Genomic DNA, 16,971 nt, shown 5'->3' on the forward strand with positions numbered 1-16,971 from the left:
CGCGCCGAACAGGAGACCCCAAATGCTGCGCACCGCCACCCATGACACTTCGATCGTCACCGTCGCGTTCGACACAGGAACGCAAGCCCGCTTTCACGCCGTCTGGTTGCGCGACAACGCGCTGGACCCGGAAACCCGCGCCCCGGGCAACGGCCAGCGGCTGATCACCATCGGCGATATCCCTGCTGACATCTCGGTCAGTTCAGCCGAGGTTGTCGCGGGCGGCCTTCAGGTCACGTTCCAGCCCGAAGACAAAACCGTTACCTTCCCGGCCGAATGGCTGGTCGAACACAACTATGATTGCGAACGGGACGATACGCTGGGCCGCACCGCCCCCGGCATCATCACCTGGGAAGGCGGGATCGCCGCACCCTCTGGCGATTGGAACGAGGTTCATGCCAGCCCTGCGGCCAAGCGCAACTGGCTGGCGTCTGTGGCGAGTTACGGCTTTGCCAAGCTGACGGGCGGGCCTACCGAACCAGAATCGCTTTTGAAAGTGGCCGACCTGTTCGGCTATGTCCGCGAAACCAACTATGGCCCTTATTTCGAGGTTCGGACGGAAGTGAACCCGACCAACCTCGCCTATACCGGGCTTGGCTTGCAGGCCCACACCGACAACCCCTATCGCGACCCTGTGCCGACGCTGCAAATTCTCTATTGTCTGGAAAACAGCGCCGAAGGCGGCGACTCGATCGTGGTCGACGGCTTTCGCGCTGCCGAAAAACTGCGTGCGCAGAACCCCGAAGGTTTTGCGCTGCTGGCAGGCTACCCGGCGCGGTTTGAATATAAGGGGTCAGACGGTGTCTGCCTGCGGTCTCGCCGTCCGATGATCGAATTGTCGCCGGATGGAGAACTGGTTGGCATTCGCTTCAACAACCGTTCCTCAGCGCCATTCGTGGACGTGCCTTTCGACAGGATGGAAGCCTATTACGCGGCTTACCGCCAACTGGGCGAGATCATCGACGACCCGGCCATGGGCGTGTCGTTCAAACTGGAGCCGGGCGAAAGTTTCATCGTCGACAACACCCGTGTCCTGCATGCACGGCTGGGCTATTCCGGTGCCGGTTCGCGCTGGTTGCAGGGATGCTATGCCGACAAGGACGGGCTGCTGTCCACACTGGCGGCGATGAAGATGACGCAGCCGGAGGCAGCGGAATGAAGCCCGATTTCTCGACCCTGAACCGGGACAATATCGTCGCCTTCATCGGGGATATCTTCGAACGCCGCGGCGGTGAGGAATATCTTGGCGAACCCGTCACCATGGCCCAGCACATGCTGCAAGGCGCCACCATCGCCGAACAGAACGGCCAGCCTGAAGAGATCATCGTCGGCGCCTTGTTGCATGATATCGGCCATTTCACATCCGAGTTCGGGACCTACCACCCCGATGATACCGAAGATCGCCACCACGAGGACGCAGGTGCGGAAGTTCTGGAACAGTTCTTCCCTTCGGTCATCACCGATTGCTGCCGCTATCACGTGGCCGCCAAACGGTATCTCTGCGCCACCAAGCCCGAATATTTCAACCGCCTCTCTGCCGCCTCGGTCCATACCTTGGAACTGCAAGGCGGCCCGATGAGCGCCGAAGAAGTCGCCGCCTTCGAATCCAATCCAAACCTGAAAGAGATCATTCAAGTCCGGTACCTGGATGAGGCCGGCAAACGGGCGGACATGGAGACACCGGATTTCGCCCATTTCGCACCGATGGTGCAGCGCATGGTCGACAAGCACCTGGGGGCATCATGACCGCACCCGAGTACATCTTCGAGGCCAGTTCCAAGCCATCCCTGCCGTGGCACGAGGTTCCCCTGATCCGGGCGACGGACAACACGGTTAGGGGGTACGGCTGTTTGGTCGACGACCCCGAGACCTTTGAAATCGAGATCGTACGCTGGCCGCAGCAGGGCTGGCGACCGATTGACGACGGCACGGGTGACGAAGGCGGCTGGGTTGAAGGCACGTTCAAATGCGATTGGCAGGGTGACGTGCTTTACGGTGAGAACGAGGCGGTCAAAGGCCATTACGTGCTGGGTTGGTCCGCCGACCCTCAGCACGCGCAAACCGACCGGCAAACGGCCCCGCGGGATCAGGTGTTGCTGTGGCATATGAATTATCACCCCGATGGCGGGCAGATGTTCTGGCCGCTGGACAACAAGCCCTTCATCGTGCCCGCGGCCCTGCCTGGCGACAATCTGACCCCGGACAAGGTGGTGGCATTCTGGTGTGACGGGTCAAAGGGGCTCTATATCCATCCCGGCATCTGGCACGAGGGGATTTTCCCGGTCGAGGACAACCAGCGTTTTCTGGATCGTCAGGGCCGGGTCCACGCGCGGGTCAGCGCCGATATCGGCAAAGAGTTCGGCGTTTATCTGGCCTGCCCGCTGCGGGCGGACAAAGCCAGGGATTTGTGACCAACGCCCCCTGATGCCTCTGGCGCCGGCGCGCAATCCAGATCTGCACGGCCAGCAGATAAGGCACAAAGAACGCGAAATTCTGCACCTGATCAAAAGGGCCCGAGAAATCGGGCTCTGACCCCACCCCTCCGGTCAGCAGATACCAAAGCGTATAGTGGACTCGGTAAAGCCACGACCCCAACGCCAGCCAGAACAGCCGCAATCCCCATGCCCAATGGCCTGCGCGATCCCCTTCCAAAGCCCTGCGCGCCACCATCAGCGCAGCCGTGAAAAGACACAGCCCGTACAGAAAAAAGGCGGCAGACATCAGCGGCCCACCGATGGTTCCGCGCAGGGGAATATAGCTCATGCCCGCCAGCCCGGTGATCCATGCCAGCGCCACCAGACAGGCTCCCAACATGCGGTGAAATCGATTGTACTTGAGCCGCAGCCCCTTCAACAGTTGAAGCGGGACGAGTGCGACCAGAAAAGTACCAGCCAGAATGTGTACCAACATCGCGGCATTGCCGACATTCTCACCATCAGCGAACAAGTAACTGTGCCGGGCAGCGTCCTGCGACAGGCCTTTGCCGATCATTCCAACGCCATGCGCAACGAATGGCAACAGTGTCAGGTAGAACACCGCAAGCAAAATGCCGGTTGCCAGTCCAGAGCGCCGAATCCTCATGAATCAAAGCTTAGCGTCGGCGACCGCTTCGTCTATGGCTCACAGACCCAGCACATCCACCATGTCATATTGGCCGGGTGCCTTCCCCTGCCCCCACAGCGCCGCCTTCAGCGCGCCGCGGGCAAAAATCGCGCGGTCGCTGGCCAGATGGCGCAGAACGATGCGCTCGCCGGGCGCGGCGAACAGGACGTCATGTTCACCAACGATGTCTCCGCCGCGAATGGCGTGGAAGCCAATGTCACCACGCTTGCGCGCACCGGTGATGCCATCCCGCCCCCGGTCGGCCACATCCGACAGTTTGACGCCACGCCCCTCGGCGGCGGCCTCGCCCAGCATCAGCGCGGTGCCGGATGGTGCGTCCACCTTGTGATGGTGATGCCCTTCGATGATTTCGATATCAAAATCCTCATCCAGTGCAGCCGCGACTTTCTTGGTCAGTTGCACCAGCAGGTTGACGCCAAGGCTCATGTTCCCTGCCCGCACGATCACCGCGTGGCGCGAGGCCGGTTCCAGCGCGGCGATCTGCTCATCCGTCATGCCGGTCGTGCCGATCACATGCACGCAACGCGCCTGCGCGGCCAAAGCGGCAAAGTCCAGCGTCGCCTCGGGCGCGGTAAAGTCGATCACCGCCTGTGCCTGCGCAAAAGCTTCCAGCGGGTCATCGGTAACTTTGACGCCCAGCGCCTGGCCACCCATGGCTTCGCCCACATCCTGACCGACCCAGTCATGCCCCGTGCGCTCGACCACGCCGACCAGACGCGCCTGATCACTGTCGGTTACGGTCTTGATCAGCATCTGCCCCATACGGCCCGAAGCCCCTGTGATGACGATACCCGGAATATGGGTCATGACGGTATTCCCTTGCTGCAAACTGCTCAAAGCCTCCTACCCCGTTCGCGCCCGCTTGGCAAAGCCCCGGTTTGCGCTTAGATCGGGGATTATGGCAAAGAACAAATTCCACGATGGCCCCGGCCCGTCCCAACGACAGCTGCGCGTCGGCGAACTGATCCGCCGCACCCTGTCCGAGGTTCTGGCGCGCGGAGATGTCCACGACCCCGACCTGAACCGCATGTCGATCACAGTGGGTGAGGTGCGCACCTCGCCCGATCTGAAAATCGCCACCGCCTATGTGCTGCCCTTGGGCGGCAAAGGGCAGGAGGACGTGATCGATCTGCTCGCCCGCAACAAAAGTGAACTGCGGCGCATGGTCGGCAAAAAGGTCGGCCTGAAATTCTCGCCCGATCTTCGGTTCCGCCTGGATGACACGTTTGACCGTCTGGACGACACCCGCCGCATGTTCGAACAGGACGCGGTGCGCCGCGATCTGGACGAGTGATCCGGGCATTCGTCACATTGGGCGCGGTTGTCTGGGCCGCACAAGCCTCTGCGGTCACTTGCGAAAAGCTGACCCATGATGAGAAGCGCTATACCGTCTGCGAGGTCGACGCGGAAAACGAAGACCTGCGCCTGTTTCTCAACGACGAAAACGGAGATCTGCTGGGGCATTTCTCGTCGGTGAACGAGGCGCTGGCCCCCGGCGGCAAGCGTCTGGCCTTTGCCATGAACGCGGGCATGTACCACGATGACCGTTCGCCCGTGGGCCATTATGTCGAGAACGGCAAAGAGGTCATGCGGGTGATCTCCAACCCCGGCCCCGGCAATTTCGGCCTGCTGCCCAACGGCGTGTTCTGCATCCGCGAGGGCCGCGCTGACGTGTTCGAGACGCTGGATTTCATCGACCGGGCCCCCGACTGCCGGTTCGCCAGCCAATCCGGCCCGATGCTGGTGATCGATGGTGACCTGCACCCCCGGTTCCTGCCCGATTCGACTTCGCTCTATCTGCGCAACGGGGTGGGCACCAGCGCCGATGGTACCCGCGCGGTGTTCGCGATTTCCGAAGATTACGTCACATTCCACGAATTCGGCCGTCTGTTCCGCGACGTGCTGGAAACTCCGAATGCGCTGTTCTTCGATGGCAATATCTCTCGCATGTATGACCGCGCGAACAATCGGTCCGATGTCGGGTTTTCGCTGGGGCCGATCGTGGGTGTGGTCGAAGACGCACCTTGAAATTGACAGGACGATGGCGATCCGCTAGGTCGCGCGCCTCAGCAAGATTGAAGGTGCTATATGGGACGCAAACGCAAGGGTCGCGACATTTCCGGCTGGCTGGTGGTGGACAAGCCCGCGGGCATGACGTCGACCGCTGTGGTCAACAAGGTGCGCTGGGCGATGGATGCCAAAAAGGCGGGCCATGCGGGTACGCTTGACCCCGAAGCGACCGGCGTTCTGGCCGTGGCTCTGGGTGAGGCGACCAAAACCGTTCCCTACATCACGGACGCTCTGAAAGCCTACACCTTCACTGTCCGTCTGGGCCAGGCCACCAACACTGACGATGCCGAGGGCGAAGTGATTGCCGAAAGCAATGCCCGCCCGTCGGATGAAGACATCAAACAAGCATTGACCCCGTTTCTGGGCGACATCATGCAGGTTCCGCCCAAGTTTTCCGCCGTGAAAATCGACGGCCAGCGCGCCTATAAACTGGCCCGCGACGGCGAAGACGTGGAACTGACAGCCCGGCCTCTTTGGGTCGAGGAACTGATCCTTGTCGACCGCCCCGACGCAGATCACGTGGTGTTGGAGATGACCTGCGGCAAGGGCGGTTATGTCCGCTCGATCGCCCGCGATCTGGGTGAAGCGCTGGGATGCCACGGCCACGTCCGGGAACTGCGCCGGATCTGGTCCGGACCGTTCGAGGCCGAAGACGGGTTGAGCATCGAACAGATCGACGAAATGGCAAAGACCACGGCGCTGGACGACTATCTGCACCCGCTGGAAGCCGGCCTGTCCGACCTGCCAGAGCTTAAATGCACCCCCGAAGGCGCAACCCGCCTGCGCAATGGCAACCCAGGCATTGTGTTGGCCTCGAATGTTGAATACGGCGACGAGGCATGGGCCTCGCTGGATGGCAAGGCCGTGGCCGTGGGTGTTTACAAATCGGGCGAATTGCATCCCAGCCGGGTGTTCGCCGCCTGAACCACGTGTTAGGCGAAAGGCATGATCACCCGAACGCACACCAAGGGCGATGCGCCCTCGACCGCCATTTACTCCGACTGCGAGAAATACCGCTATAGCCTGACCCGCGTGTGGGACCCGGCAGGGCGCAAGGCGCTGTTTGTCATGTTGAACCCGTCTACCGCGACCGAAGTGCAGAACGACCCGACGGTTGAACGCTGCGAACGTCGTGCCCGAGCGCTGGGGTTCGGCGCGTTTCAGGTGACCAACATCTTTGCCTGGCGCGACACCGATCCGCGCAAGATGCGCGCTGCTGCCGATCCGGTAGGCCCGGAAAATGACACCGCCATTCTGGAAGGTGTTCGGTGGGCTGATCAGGTCATCGCCGCCTGGGGCACCCATGGTGCGCATCTGGACCGGGGCCCGGCGGTGGAAACCCTGCTGCGCCGGACCGGCCAGCCGCTGTTCCATCTGGGCTTGACCAAAGACGGTCACCCCAAGCACCCGCTTTATATCGCCTACAGCCAACAGCCCGAGCAATGGTGATAAAGTATTAACCATTTCAATAACTTGACTTTGACCCGATTGCCGATTGCATGGGATGTTCACCCTCGGAGCATTCTGCGATCGGAGAGGTGTCATGTTTCTGGCCGGATTGATCGGACTCGCCGCCATCGGCGGTGCCGCATACGCGATGAGCGACATGCTGATCGAAGACGAGGACGTTTCAGAGGACGGGCCCAACGAGGCCCCGGAAACGGAACCCTACACCGGAGAGTTTCTTGAGATTGGCGAAAACGTCGAAGACCCGGTGAATCCCGACATCGAAACCCAGTCCACTGGCACCCTAATCTCTGAATTCGAAGGAGACCTGGTGATTGCCGGCAGCGATGGCCCTGACCAGATCACCGGTCAGGACGGTGTTGACCAGATCAACGGGTTTGGCGGCGATGATACCATCGACGGCGGCAAGGGCGATGACGTTCTGCACGGGGGCGAAGGTACGGACACGATTTCGGGCGGTCAGGGTGATGATGTTCTGCACGGAGAGGCGGATGACGACATTCTGTTCGGCAATGAGGGGGACGATGCCCTGTTCGGCCATTTCGGGGACGACACCCTGGATGGCGGCGAAGGCGAAGACGAACTTTATGGCGGTCAGGGCGACGATACTCTGACGGGCGGGGCGGATGATGACGCGTTGCAGGGCGGGTTCGGAGACGATGCCCTGAACGGTGGCGCAGGTGAAGATACGGTCTTTGGCGGCGACGGCGATGACTTTGTCTTTGGCATCGAAGAGGGCGCAGCCGAAAAGGACTTCCTGAATGGCGGCGCCGGTGACGACACCATTGTGGCAGGCGGCGGGGATGTGGTTAACGGTGGTCAAGGCGCCGATGACATCGTGCTGAGCCCGGGTGACGAAGACGTGACCGTCATGGGATTCCAACCCGGTGAGGACAAGCTGCTTGTCACCTGGGAGGATGAGGCCGACCCGGAGATTGAGGTGGAACCTGACGCTGAAAACGCCAATCTGACCCGGGTGATGATCAACGGTCAGGAAGTGGCGCAGGTATACGGGGCTCAAGGCATGACGGTGGCCGACATTCAATTGATCACCGAAGCGCAACTGGCCCAGTACGGGCAGATGGTCTGAGCCCGCAAATTCCCTTTGCCATTTGGTGAAAATACTCTTATACGCGCCCATCCGCATCGGAATCGGTGCGGTTTTCTCCATGGGCCTGTGCTGGACGACATCCCGGCCTGCGCCATCAACTCTAACCTTTGAAGGAGACCCCGATGTCGATCACTGCTGAAGAAAAAGCACGCGTCATGAAAGAATTCGCAACCAAAGAGGGCGACACCGGTTCGCCTGAAGTACAGGTTGCCATCCTGACCTCGCGCATCACCACTTTGACCGAGCACTTCAAGACCCACAAGAAAGACAACCACGGTCGTCGCGGTCTGCTGAAGATGGTTGCCCAGCGCCGCAAGCTGCTGGACTACCTGAAAGGCAAAGAAGAAGCACGTTACCAGGACCTGATCAAAAAGCTGGGCATCCGCCGCTAAGCGCTTTTTTGCAGATGACCTGAAACCGGGTTTTCCGGTTCAACGCCCGCCAACCGGCGGGCGTTTTCCGTTGGATCCGCCGCAAGCGATACATCCCCCTTAACTTGCCAGAACAGCAGAGCATTCGGTGGCGATCAGGGAATGCCGCGGCCGTCAGGGATTGTCCGTTGCGGCACTTGGTTCTAAGCTTTCTGCGTGTTTTCCCAGCGCGTGGCATAGTCGCTTTGCGACACACTTGCACTTGTCTTGGTGCCGGCAACTGGTTTTCGAACCACATAATCCAGAAGGACAGGCAATCCCGGACCAAAAGTTCCCAGCGGTCGCGGACGTTTCTTTGTCTTGTTGGGATTCGTCATCTTCACCACGTCACGGGCGGCATATGGCCTTAACGGCTGCCACACACATTTCAGAGCCTCATAGTTCATGGCGTTGACCCAAAAGCCGTACACGATCTCTGGGCAAATCTGATAGAAGCCGTGATTGATCCAGTTGTTCGATGGCGAATGTGCGATAAACACACCCCCGGGCTTCAGCATCTTGTCGATGTTCCGGTATGCGGTCGGCAAGTCGAACACGTGCTCGCATGTTCCACCGTCATAGATAACGTCAAACCGACCAACCAGGTTTTCAGGCAAATCCCCCGCGAGATCCTGAACGATGCTCGCACCTTCGAAATCCGAAAAATCCAGCGAATCCACTTCCGAGAACCCAAGTTTCCGAAAGAATGTTTCCGAATATCCATCATCCGGGTTGCAAAGGTCAGCTTCGGCCACTCCGGGCAGGTATTTCTGCAAGGTTTCCCTGAACAATGCGGCGGACGCAGACCGGCGCGCACCGATCCAATCCTGCCGCCCAAGCATCAGAAAGCTACCTGACAGGTCATTGGATTTGACATCTTCAATCAGGCGCGCAGCCAGGACATCAACAATTGACACTCATTCCTCCGGGGTGGTCGACAGCAGATCGTTTTGCAGTACAAATCCTGTTCCGACAGTTCAATGTCAACGCAATAGCAGCGCCGAAGAACACTCGACAAGGCGGGCAAGTTCCCTGTTTGGGCAAGGATGGAATCGTCCCTGCCTCAACAGTATCTTGCAGCCATGGTTATTGGCATCTGGAAACACTCGCTGCGCCAGCCACAAGCCTTGGCACATCATCAGAACCAGCGGCTTTACCGGTATCAATTCCACACCACAGCGCCCTGCAGGGAGGCTGGACTTTCTAGTATGAACCGGAACACAAAACCGACACCACCCAATGCCCAGCTTGATTGTTAAACGCAAATGAGCTTTGTGCTAACTCAGGCTTATACAAAATTCAGAAAATTAGATGACCAGCTTCAGCATATCAGACGGTAACAGTACCACATATACAGATACTTCTCCCGGTGGCGGTGTCGTTATCGATTTCGATACGCTCGACAACAGCTTCAGTGCTCAAATCAACGGTGTTGACCTGTTTGTGGGCGGACCCGGATCTTCGCCCAATGAACTTCAGTTCCAGATTTCTGGAACCTCGGGGCAAACAGTTCGGTTTGCCGACGGTCAGAGATATGAAGTCAACACGCCAGCTGTTTGGCAGTTGGGGAATACAAACGGTGATCCCGTGGTCCGCCTGATGATCAATCCGGATGGGACGGTCGAACTCTACGGTGTGAAGACAAACAATGGTCCGCTTGAACCTCTAGAGCTGTTCAACGGAATGACAGTCAATATCGATGCGATTGCAGCGGCCTGGAACGACAGCGGTACCAATACTATTGAAATTGACCAGATTTTAACCGGCCCGACCAACGCAAGCGGTGAGTTTGTGGACGTTCTGTGCTTTGCATCTGGGACAATGATTGAAACACGCCACGGATCAGTGGCGGTCGAAGACCTGGAGATTTCAGATCAGGTGTTGACCTTTGACAATGGCTACAAACCTATTCGATGGATCGGTACGCGACGCCTCAGCGCTGCCGAGCTTCATGCGCAGCAAAGGCTAAGACCCATTTTGATCCGCACCGGAGCTTTAGGCGACGGATTCCCCAAACAGGACCTTGTCGTCTCACCGCAGCATCGCGTTCTTGTGTCGTCGGCAGTTGCACTGCGGATGTTCGATTGCAAGGATGTGCTGATCCCCGCAAACAAGTTGTTGCCACTGGACGGCGTGGGCATTGTGCAAGACACAACTGACGGTATTGAGTATTTCCACTTGCTGTTCGATACCCATGAAATCATCTGGTCCAATGGGACACCGACAGAAAGCCTGTTTACCGGCCCCGAAGCACTCAAATCAGTCTCGGCTGACGCGCGACAAGAAATCATGGACTTGTTTCCAGAGTGCTGCGCTCCGCAGTTTCAAGCAACTTCTGCGCGTTTTATTCCGCAACGGGGCAAGCTAATGCGAAAACTGGTTCAACGGCATCAGGCAAATCGCAAACCCCTCTTGGAAAATGTTCACAGGTAAACGCCCGTGCCCATCTTTACTTGGAGTTACGAGTAACGAAGGTCCAGGATTTCTTAAATCGACCCGAAAAAACGCCCACCATGCGGCAGGCGTTTTTTGGGGATTCGGTGTATAATCTACATCTTTGCCCGCTCAGATTTCAACGCCAGCCACAGGCAGTAGCACATTATCAGAACCACCAGCGTAAAGGGGATGCCGGTTGAAACCGCCGCGCCCTGCAATGCGGAAAGACCGCCTCCCAACAGCAATGCGATGGCAACCAGGCCTTCCAAAGTGCACCAGAACACGCGCTGAACCACGGGTGCGTCCATCTTGCCGCCTGCAGTGATCGTGTCGATCACCAAAGATCCGGAATCAGACGAGGTGACGAAGAAGATCACGATCAGGACTAAGGCGATCGGGGCTACGATGCTGTACAGCGGCAGCTCCTTCAGGAAACCGAACAAGGCTCCCTCGGGGGCGTAGCTGTCGATCACGGTCGCGCGGACGCCTTCCGCTCCGCCTGCGTTCAACATGTCGATGGCAGCGCCGCCGAAGGTCGACATCCACAGGGCACAGACGGCAGTTGGCGCAAGCAGCGCACAGATTACGAACTCGCGCACTGTACGGCCCTTTGAAATGCGGGCAATGAACATCCCAACAAACGGTGACCATGCGATCCACCACGCCCAGTAGAAGGTCGTCCAACCGTGGAAATAGCTGGTGTCTTCCCGTCCGAACGGGTTCGACAGCGCGGGCAGGTGCAGCACGTAATCAGTCATCACGTTGAAATACCGTGCGATGGCGGTGCCAATGCCCGTTACAGCGATGACGAAAAGGAACAGCCCCACGGCCATGATCATATTGATCTCACTCAGCCGTTTGACGCCCGCATCCATGCCCAGCAAAACCGAGCCCAGCGCGATCAACGTAATGCCAATGATCAGCAGAACCACGACGGTGGGGCTGGGTTCGATGCCGAAGACCTCGTAAAGGCCAGCGGCAACCTGCTGAGCACCCAGACCGAGCGATGTGGTCAATCCGAACAACGTGGCAAAAACCGCCAACGTGTCGATGATATGGCCCCACCAGCCCCAGACCCTTTCACCCAGAATTGGATAGAAGGCCGAACGCAAAGTCAGGGGCAGGTTCAGATTGTAGCTGAAGATCGCCAGGCTCAGGCCGACCGCGGCGTAAACCGCCCAGCCTTCCAGCCCCCAATGGTGAATGGTACCGACGATGCCGATATACTCATTGCCAGGGACAGCGATATCGATTCCCAGTGGGCGCGCATTCCCGTCTTCGGCAAAGTTGTAGTAGACCGGCTCCATCACCCCGAAAAACAACAGGCCGATACCAATACCGGCGGCGAACATCATCGCGATCCATCCGGCGTAGGAATAATCAGGCGTGGCGTCCTTGCCGCCGATCCGCACACTACCGACGGGCAGGATGATCAGTACCAGACAAAACAGGGTGATTGCATCTACCGAAAGGACCAGAAACCAATCGAACGTGCTGGTTAGCCAAGGTCGGAGCCAGCCGAAAAACGTAGCTGCGGCCTCTTGGTTGGCCAATGCGATCAGAACGAACGCAAAGATCATGATACTCGAGATCAGAAAGACCGGGTTGTGAATGTCCAAGCCAAACGGCCGGACGTTATCCTGCCCCAGTTCATATTCCGTTTCGAAGTCGTAAATCCGGGGGTCCGGATCCAGCATCTTCTTTGTTTGTGCCATTCGATTGCCCTTCTGTTCGCTGTCTGCAAACGCCAAGGTATTCGGTCGGCGGACGGGAATGAGTTAGTTAACCCCCTTGGCGCGTTTCCGTCATTTCGACCGCAGGCTTAATGGTAAGAGCTTATACTGCCTTCATATTTTTACAAAATGCATTCGACTGCAGATATGTTAGCGCTACAGATTGATCTGTGTTCCCGTAATCCCGCTCGTGAAAAACGAACCGCGACTTGATAAGTTGATCGTTGTTCGGGCTTGAATCTTTTGCACCCGGTGGCAGCACAAGCCAGTCCCGGCATGAAACGGCCATCCGATGCAGTTTCTCTTTCCTTCCAACGCATTCTCATGTATGCGCGCGGTATCTGAGACGTTGTGCCCTGACCTCGGCACTCGAATGGAAGATAAATTGGGGTCGGCGGCAATGGGGCCGCCACGCAAAACGGGAGACCCGCAGGGGCGGGAGTGCTCCCATCTAGGATACGCATATGTTTGATGTAACGAAGAAATCGATGCAGTGGGGCGAGGAAACGCTTACACTGGAAACCGGCAAGGTTGCCCGTCAGGCTGACGGCAGCGTGATTGCCACCCTGGGCGAAACCAGCGTCATGGCCAACGTGACCTTCGCCAAGGAACAGAAGCCCGGTCAGGACTTTTTCCCGCTGACCGTGCATTACCAAGAGAAATACTATGCCGCCGGCAAGGTTCCGGGTGGCTTCTTCAAGCGCGAAGCGCGCCCGACCGAAAAAGAGACGCTGACCGCGCGTCTGATCGACCGTCCGATCCGTCCGTTGTTCGTTGACGGCTTCAAAAACGAAGTCCTGGTGATGTGTACCGTGCTGAGCCACGATCTGGTCAACGATCCCGACATCGTTGCGATGATTGCTGCTTCGGCTGCTCTGACCATCTCGGGCGCACCGTTCATGGGCCCGATCGCGGGCTGCCGCGTGGGATACACCGACGGCGAATATGTCCTGAACCCGACCGTGGACGACATGCAGGACCTGCGCCTGAACCCCGAACAGCGTCTGGACCTGGTTGTTGCCGGCACCAAAGACGCCGTGATGATGGTGGAATCGGAAGCGTACGAACTGTCCGAAGCGGAAATGCTGGGTGCGGTGAACTTTGCGCATGAGCAGATCCAACCGGTCATTGACCTGATCATCTCGCTGGCGGAAGAAGCCGCGAAAGAGCCGTTTGACTTCCAGGCGCCGGATTACTCCGAGCTTTACGCCGCTGTCAAAGCCGCCGGTGAAGAGCAGATGCGCGCCGCCTTCGCGATCACCGACAAGCAAGAGCGCACCGCCGCTGTTGCCGCTGCCCGCGAAGCGATCAAAGAGGCGCTGACCGAAGAGCAGCTGGAAGACGGCAACCTCGGTTCCGCGATGAAAAAGCTGGAAGCCGGCATTCTGCGCGGCGACGTCGTCAGGGGCGGCAAGCGGATCGACGGTCGTTCGACCACCGATGTCCGCTCGATCGTTGCAGAAACCTCGATTCTGCCCCGGACTCACGGTTCTGCCCTGTTCACCCGCGGTGAAACTCAGGCGCTGGCCGTGACCACGCTGGGCACCGGCGACGATGAGCAGTTCATCGATGCGCTGCACGGCAACTTCAAATCGAACTTCCTGCTGCACTACAACTTCCCTCCGTATTCGGTTGGTGAAGTGGGCCGCGTGGGTTCGCCCGGTCGTCGCGAAATCGGCCACGGCAAGCTGGCATGGCGCGCACTTCAGGCGGTTCTGCCTGCGCCGACCGACTTCCCGTACACCGTGCGCGTAGTGTCGGAGATCACTGAATCCAACGGCTCGTCCTCGATGGCTTCTGTCTGCGGCGGTTCGCTGTCGATGATGGATGCGGGTGTTCCGCTGAAAGCACCGGTTGCCGGTGTGGCCATGGGTCTGATCCTGGAAGATGACGGCGAATACGCTGTTCTGACCGACATCCTGGGTGACGAAGACCACCTGGGCGACATGGACTTCAAGGTTGCGGGTACTGCAAACGGCATCACCTCGCTTCAGATGGACATCAAGGTCGCGGGCATCACGCCTCAGATCATGGAAACCGCCCTGGCACAGGCCAAGGAAGGCCGGATGCACATTCTGGGCGAGATGGGCAAGGCCCTGTCCGAGACCAACGAGTTCTCGGTCCACGCGCCGCGCATCGAGACCATGAACATTCCGACCGACAAGATCCGTGAAGTGATCGGTTCAGGCGGCAAGGTCATCCGCGAGATCGTCGAGGTTTCGGGTGCCAAGGTCGACATCAACGACGACGGCGTCATCAAGATCGCCTCGCCCGATGGTGAATCGATCAAGAAAGCCTATGACATGATCTACTCGATCGTGGCCGAGCCGGAAGAAGGTCAGGTTTACACCGGCAAGGTGGTCAAGATCGTCGATTTCGGCGCCTTCGTGAACTTCTTTGGCAAGCGCGACGGTCTGGTCCACGTGTCCCAGATCGAAAACCGCCGCCTGAATCATCCGTCGGATGTTCTGAAGGAAGGTCAGGAAGTGAAAGTCAAACTGCTGGGCTTTGACGATCGCGGCAAGGTGCGCCTGTCGATGAAAGTCGTCGATCAGGAAACCGGCGAAGAGATCGTTCCGGAAAAGAAAGAAAAGAAAGAGGAAAACGCAGAGTAATCTGCCCCTCTGACAGACAGCGGAAGGCCCCGGTTTCATCCGGGGCCTTTTTGTTTGCGCGGCACAGGACGGTTAACTGCGCCGCAACTTTGGTAAATCAATTATTAACACTTATTGCGTGTATTAGCTCAACCTTAAGGGGGATATTGCCGTTTTCAAGGAAGCTGTTCGACCGTGGCATCGATTACTGTTTACGAAATCAGCGCAGACCCGTTCAGCAACCGCAGTGTTGATATTACTGCTGCGTATTCGGTCGAAGTCACGGATAATGACGCCCTGCTGCAAGATCCCGACCCGGATGGCAGCTCGCAACTTGACCTCGGGTCTCTTCCCGGCTTTTCCGGCTCGACCCAGAATTTCAGTACTTTCGAAAACTACACAGGAACGGTCGATGGCGCGCCGGTCACGTTCATCCTGATCCAGTTTTCAAACCCGCGTTACATCATAGTCACTTCGGGTCAGGCCGAACTGAATGACACGATTTCAGATACCAGTTTTGCCGGCACCGCGCCGTCATCCGCGTATGACACTTTGCCTTCTTTCGTGTGTTTCACCACAGGATCTCTGATCCAGACACCGACTGGGCTGCGCAGGGTCGAGGCGCTGGAGCCCGGCGACCCGGTCATCACCGCCGGCGGCCATGCACGCCCGGTCCGCTGGATCGGCAAGCGTCGGTTGTCCGCGGCTGAGTTGCGGCGAAACACGCACCTGTCCCCTGTACGGATCAAGGCGGGCTGTTTCGGGCCGAACAGCCCAAGCCGCGATCTCGTCATTTCCCCACAGCACCGGATTGCCGTGACCTCGACCATGATGGAGCTTATGCATTGCGAGCCGGCGATGCTGGCCCCCGCAAAGGGGCTGATCAATGGGCATACCATCGTTCAGGAAACGCCCGCACATGGGGTGGAGTACATTCATATCCTCTTTGATCAGCATGAGTTGGTGAATGTCGAAGGACTCTGGTCCGAGTCCTTTTACCCCGGTGACACAAGTCTTAGGGCAATGGCACCCGCCACACGAAGCGAGCTGTTCGAACTGTTCCCGGAACTGGCCAATGGTGAAGGCTGTTACGGTTCGACCGCATTGCCGGTCCTCAAACCCTTCGAAGTCCGGGTGCTGTCGGCGGATCTGGCGGTTCCGGGCTGGAAGATCCGCCCCGATGAATCCGCGAAAGCCGCCTGACCGCAGGTCAGTGCGCGACGCCACCGGGGCCATGTTTCAACAGGTGCCACTGGCCGTAGCTGTCTTTCAGATCCAGTTTGATCGCCGCATAAGCTCGGGTCGAGGCGCTGCCGATCTCGGCAATGGTGAATTCGATCCCGCCGGGAATATCGATGCGTACACGGTGTTCGCCGCCACCATGCGGGGCCTGAATCGGGCGCCCGGTCGACTTTAGAACGTCGCCAACGGCAACGCTGGCCGTTCGTCCTTCGATATCCATCTTAAGCTCGATCGGCAGGTACAGCGTGTCGTGCACCGTCTCACACATGGCTCGGAACACGTACCAATGGGTTGCCATCTCTTCGGTTTCTTCGCCGTGAAAGACTTTTTCCAGCGCATCGCGCTGCGCCGGTGAGGCCGCGGGGTCGACGATCACCTGCATTTCACCGCCACCCTCGAATATTGGCCCGGGCCATGCATAGATCAACGCAGCCTTGGTTCCACTCAGATCCGTTTCGCCAAAATATCCGGTGGATATTTCAAGCACCTCGAAGCCGCGGCAATCGCCATGCGTCGGCAATTCCTCGAACTGGCAGGGGCAGGCATAGCCGCAGTTGCAGTTTCCGAAGCTTTCTCCCTCGACGTACCAATCTGTAAAAGCCATGGTTTTCTCCTGTTCAGGACAGTCAGAAAGCCCGACATCGTTGGTCCCATGCCCGTATGTTTCCGCAAAACAAACTAGCACAACTTGATTGCAATCTGAACCTGACGCGCGCAAACGGCTGCGAATGGCCTAAACCTTGGTTCTATTCACCCTGTTTCAACCAAAAACCAATCGCAGGGCG

General features: G+C 58.4%; 16 protein-coding genes and 1 pseudogene. 12 read left to right on the forward strand and 5 right to left on the reverse strand.

From position 1 onward, the window contains the following. Positions 1 to 22: 22 nt before the first annotated feature. From GS611_RS16010 to GS611_RS16020, 3 genes are read left to right on the forward strand one after another with little or no spacing between them, the layout of a single operon-like run. Positions 23 to 1,159: a TauD/TfdA family dioxygenase gene (locus tag GS611_RS16010; protein ID WP_171637295.1), complete on the forward strand. Its 1,137-nt coding sequence runs from the start codon at positions 23 to 25 to the stop codon at positions 1,157 to 1,159. Further along, positions 1,156 to 1,746, forward strand: coding sequence for an HD domain-containing protein (locus GS611_RS16015; protein WP_171117191.1), 591 nt, complete (start codon positions 1,156 to 1,158; stop codon positions 1,744 to 1,746). The genes GS611_RS16010 and GS611_RS16015 overlap by 4 nt, the downstream gene beginning before the upstream one ends. Continuing rightward, complete coding sequence (locus GS611_RS16020) at positions 1,743 to 2,411, forward strand: ureidoglycolate lyase (RefSeq protein WP_171637297.1); 669 nt, start codon at positions 1,743 to 1,745, stop codon at positions 2,409 to 2,411. The genes GS611_RS16015 and GS611_RS16020 overlap by 4 nt, the downstream gene beginning before the upstream one ends. Here the strand turns inward: GS611_RS16020 and GS611_RS16025 are convergent. Both GS611_RS16025 and dapB read right to left on the reverse strand, forming a co-directional pair. Continuing rightward, positions 2,335 to 3,081 carry a DUF2306 domain-containing protein gene (locus tag GS611_RS16025; protein ID WP_171637299.1) on the reverse strand — a complete coding sequence of 249 codons (747 nt, stop codon included), beginning with the start codon at positions 3,079 to 3,081 and terminating at the stop codon, positions 2,335 to 2,337. The genes GS611_RS16020 and GS611_RS16025 overlap by 77 nt on opposite strands. A gap of 39 nt (positions 3,082 to 3,120) precedes the next feature. Continuing rightward, on the reverse strand, positions 3,121 to 3,930 hold the full coding sequence (gene dapB / locus GS611_RS16030; protein WP_171363421.1) for a 4-hydroxy-tetrahydrodipicolinate reductase: 810 nt from the start codon (positions 3,928 to 3,930) through the stop codon (positions 3,121 to 3,123). A 91-nt stretch (positions 3,931 to 4,021) separates the two neighbouring features. On the opposite strand from dapB, the gene rbfA reads away from it, so the two are divergent. From rbfA to rpsO, 6 genes are all read left to right on the forward strand, one after another. After that, a complete protein-coding gene (rbfA, locus tag GS611_RS16035; protein ID WP_152459376.1) occupies positions 4,022 to 4,417 on the forward strand; it encodes a 30S ribosome-binding factor RbfA in 396 nt (131 codons plus the stop codon). Further along, positions 4,414 to 5,151 (forward strand): phosphodiester glycosidase family protein, encoded by a 738-nt coding sequence (locus tag GS611_RS16040; protein WP_171637300.1) that lies wholly within the window; start codon positions 4,414 to 4,416, stop codon positions 5,149 to 5,151. The genes rbfA and GS611_RS16040 overlap by 4 nt, the downstream gene beginning before the upstream one ends. A 60-nt stretch (positions 5,152 to 5,211) precedes the next feature. Further along, entirely contained in the window at positions 5,212 to 6,117 is a 906-nt protein-coding gene (gene truB, locus GS611_RS16045; protein WP_171637301.1) for a tRNA pseudouridine(55) synthase TruB, read from the forward strand. A gap of 21 nt (positions 6,118 to 6,138) precedes the next feature. Continuing rightward, on the forward strand, positions 6,139 to 6,642 hold the full coding sequence (locus GS611_RS16050) for a DUF1643 domain-containing protein (protein WP_171637302.1): 504 nt from the start codon (positions 6,139 to 6,141) through the stop codon (positions 6,640 to 6,642). 94 nt (positions 6,643 to 6,736) lie between these two features. Continuing rightward, positions 6,737 to 7,750: a calcium-binding protein gene (locus GS611_RS16055; protein ID WP_171637303.1), complete on the forward strand. Its 1,014-nt coding sequence runs from the start codon at positions 6,737 to 6,739 to the stop codon at positions 7,748 to 7,750. A 143-nt stretch (positions 7,751 to 7,893) separates the two neighbouring features. Beyond that, positions 7,894 to 8,163, forward strand: coding sequence for a 30S ribosomal protein S15 (gene rpsO / locus GS611_RS16060; protein ID WP_152459381.1), 270 nt, complete (start codon positions 7,894 to 7,896; stop codon positions 8,161 to 8,163). A 182-nt stretch (positions 8,164 to 8,345) separates the two neighbouring features. On the opposite strand, the gene GS611_RS16065 is transcribed toward rpsO, so the two are convergent. Next, positions 8,346 to 9,098 (reverse strand): class I SAM-dependent methyltransferase, encoded by a 753-nt coding sequence (locus tag GS611_RS16065; RefSeq protein ID WP_171637304.1) that lies wholly within the window; start codon positions 9,096 to 9,098, stop codon positions 8,346 to 8,348. Positions 9,099 to 9,492: 394 nt separating this feature from the next. On the opposite strand from GS611_RS16065, the gene GS611_RS16070 reads away from it, so the two are divergent. Beyond that, on the forward strand, positions 9,493 to 10,614 hold the full coding sequence (locus tag GS611_RS16070) for a Hint domain-containing protein (protein ID WP_253285082.1): 1,122 nt from the start codon (positions 9,493 to 9,495) through the stop codon (positions 10,612 to 10,614). 116 nt (positions 10,615 to 10,730) lie between these two features. On the opposite strand, the gene GS611_RS16075 is transcribed toward GS611_RS16070, so the two are convergent. After that, the gene (locus tag GS611_RS16075; protein WP_171637305.1) at positions 10,731 to 12,332 is read right to left on the reverse strand and encodes a BCCT family transporter; all 1,602 of its coding nucleotides are present in this window, start codon (positions 12,330 to 12,332) and stop codon (positions 10,731 to 10,733) included. A 482-nt stretch (positions 12,333 to 12,814) separates the two neighbouring features. Between GS611_RS16075 and pnp the strand changes: the two genes are divergently transcribed. After that, the gene (gene pnp, locus GS611_RS16080) at positions 12,815 to 14,965 is read left to right on the forward strand and encodes a polyribonucleotide nucleotidyltransferase (RefSeq protein WP_171637306.1); all 2,151 of its coding nucleotides are present in this window, start codon (positions 12,815 to 12,817) and stop codon (positions 14,963 to 14,965) included. A gap of 543 nt (positions 14,966 to 15,508) precedes the next feature. Continuing rightward, positions 15,509 to 15,940 (forward strand): annotated as a pseudogene (locus GS611_RS21195) (Hint domain-containing protein); the annotation flags it as partial. A 214-nt stretch (positions 15,941 to 16,154) separates the two neighbouring features. On the opposite strand, the gene GS611_RS16090 reads toward GS611_RS21195, so the two are convergent. Beyond that, complete coding sequence (locus tag GS611_RS16090; protein ID WP_171637310.1) at positions 16,155 to 16,790, reverse strand: DUF1326 domain-containing protein; 636 nt, start codon at positions 16,788 to 16,790, stop codon at positions 16,155 to 16,157. Positions 16,791 to 16,971: the final 181 nt, after the last annotated feature.

The organism is Ruegeria sp. HKCCD6119 (assembly GCF_013110585.1).
In the GTDB taxonomy this organism is placed as follows: Bacteria; Pseudomonadota; Alphaproteobacteria; order Rhodobacterales; family Rhodobacteraceae; genus Ruegeria.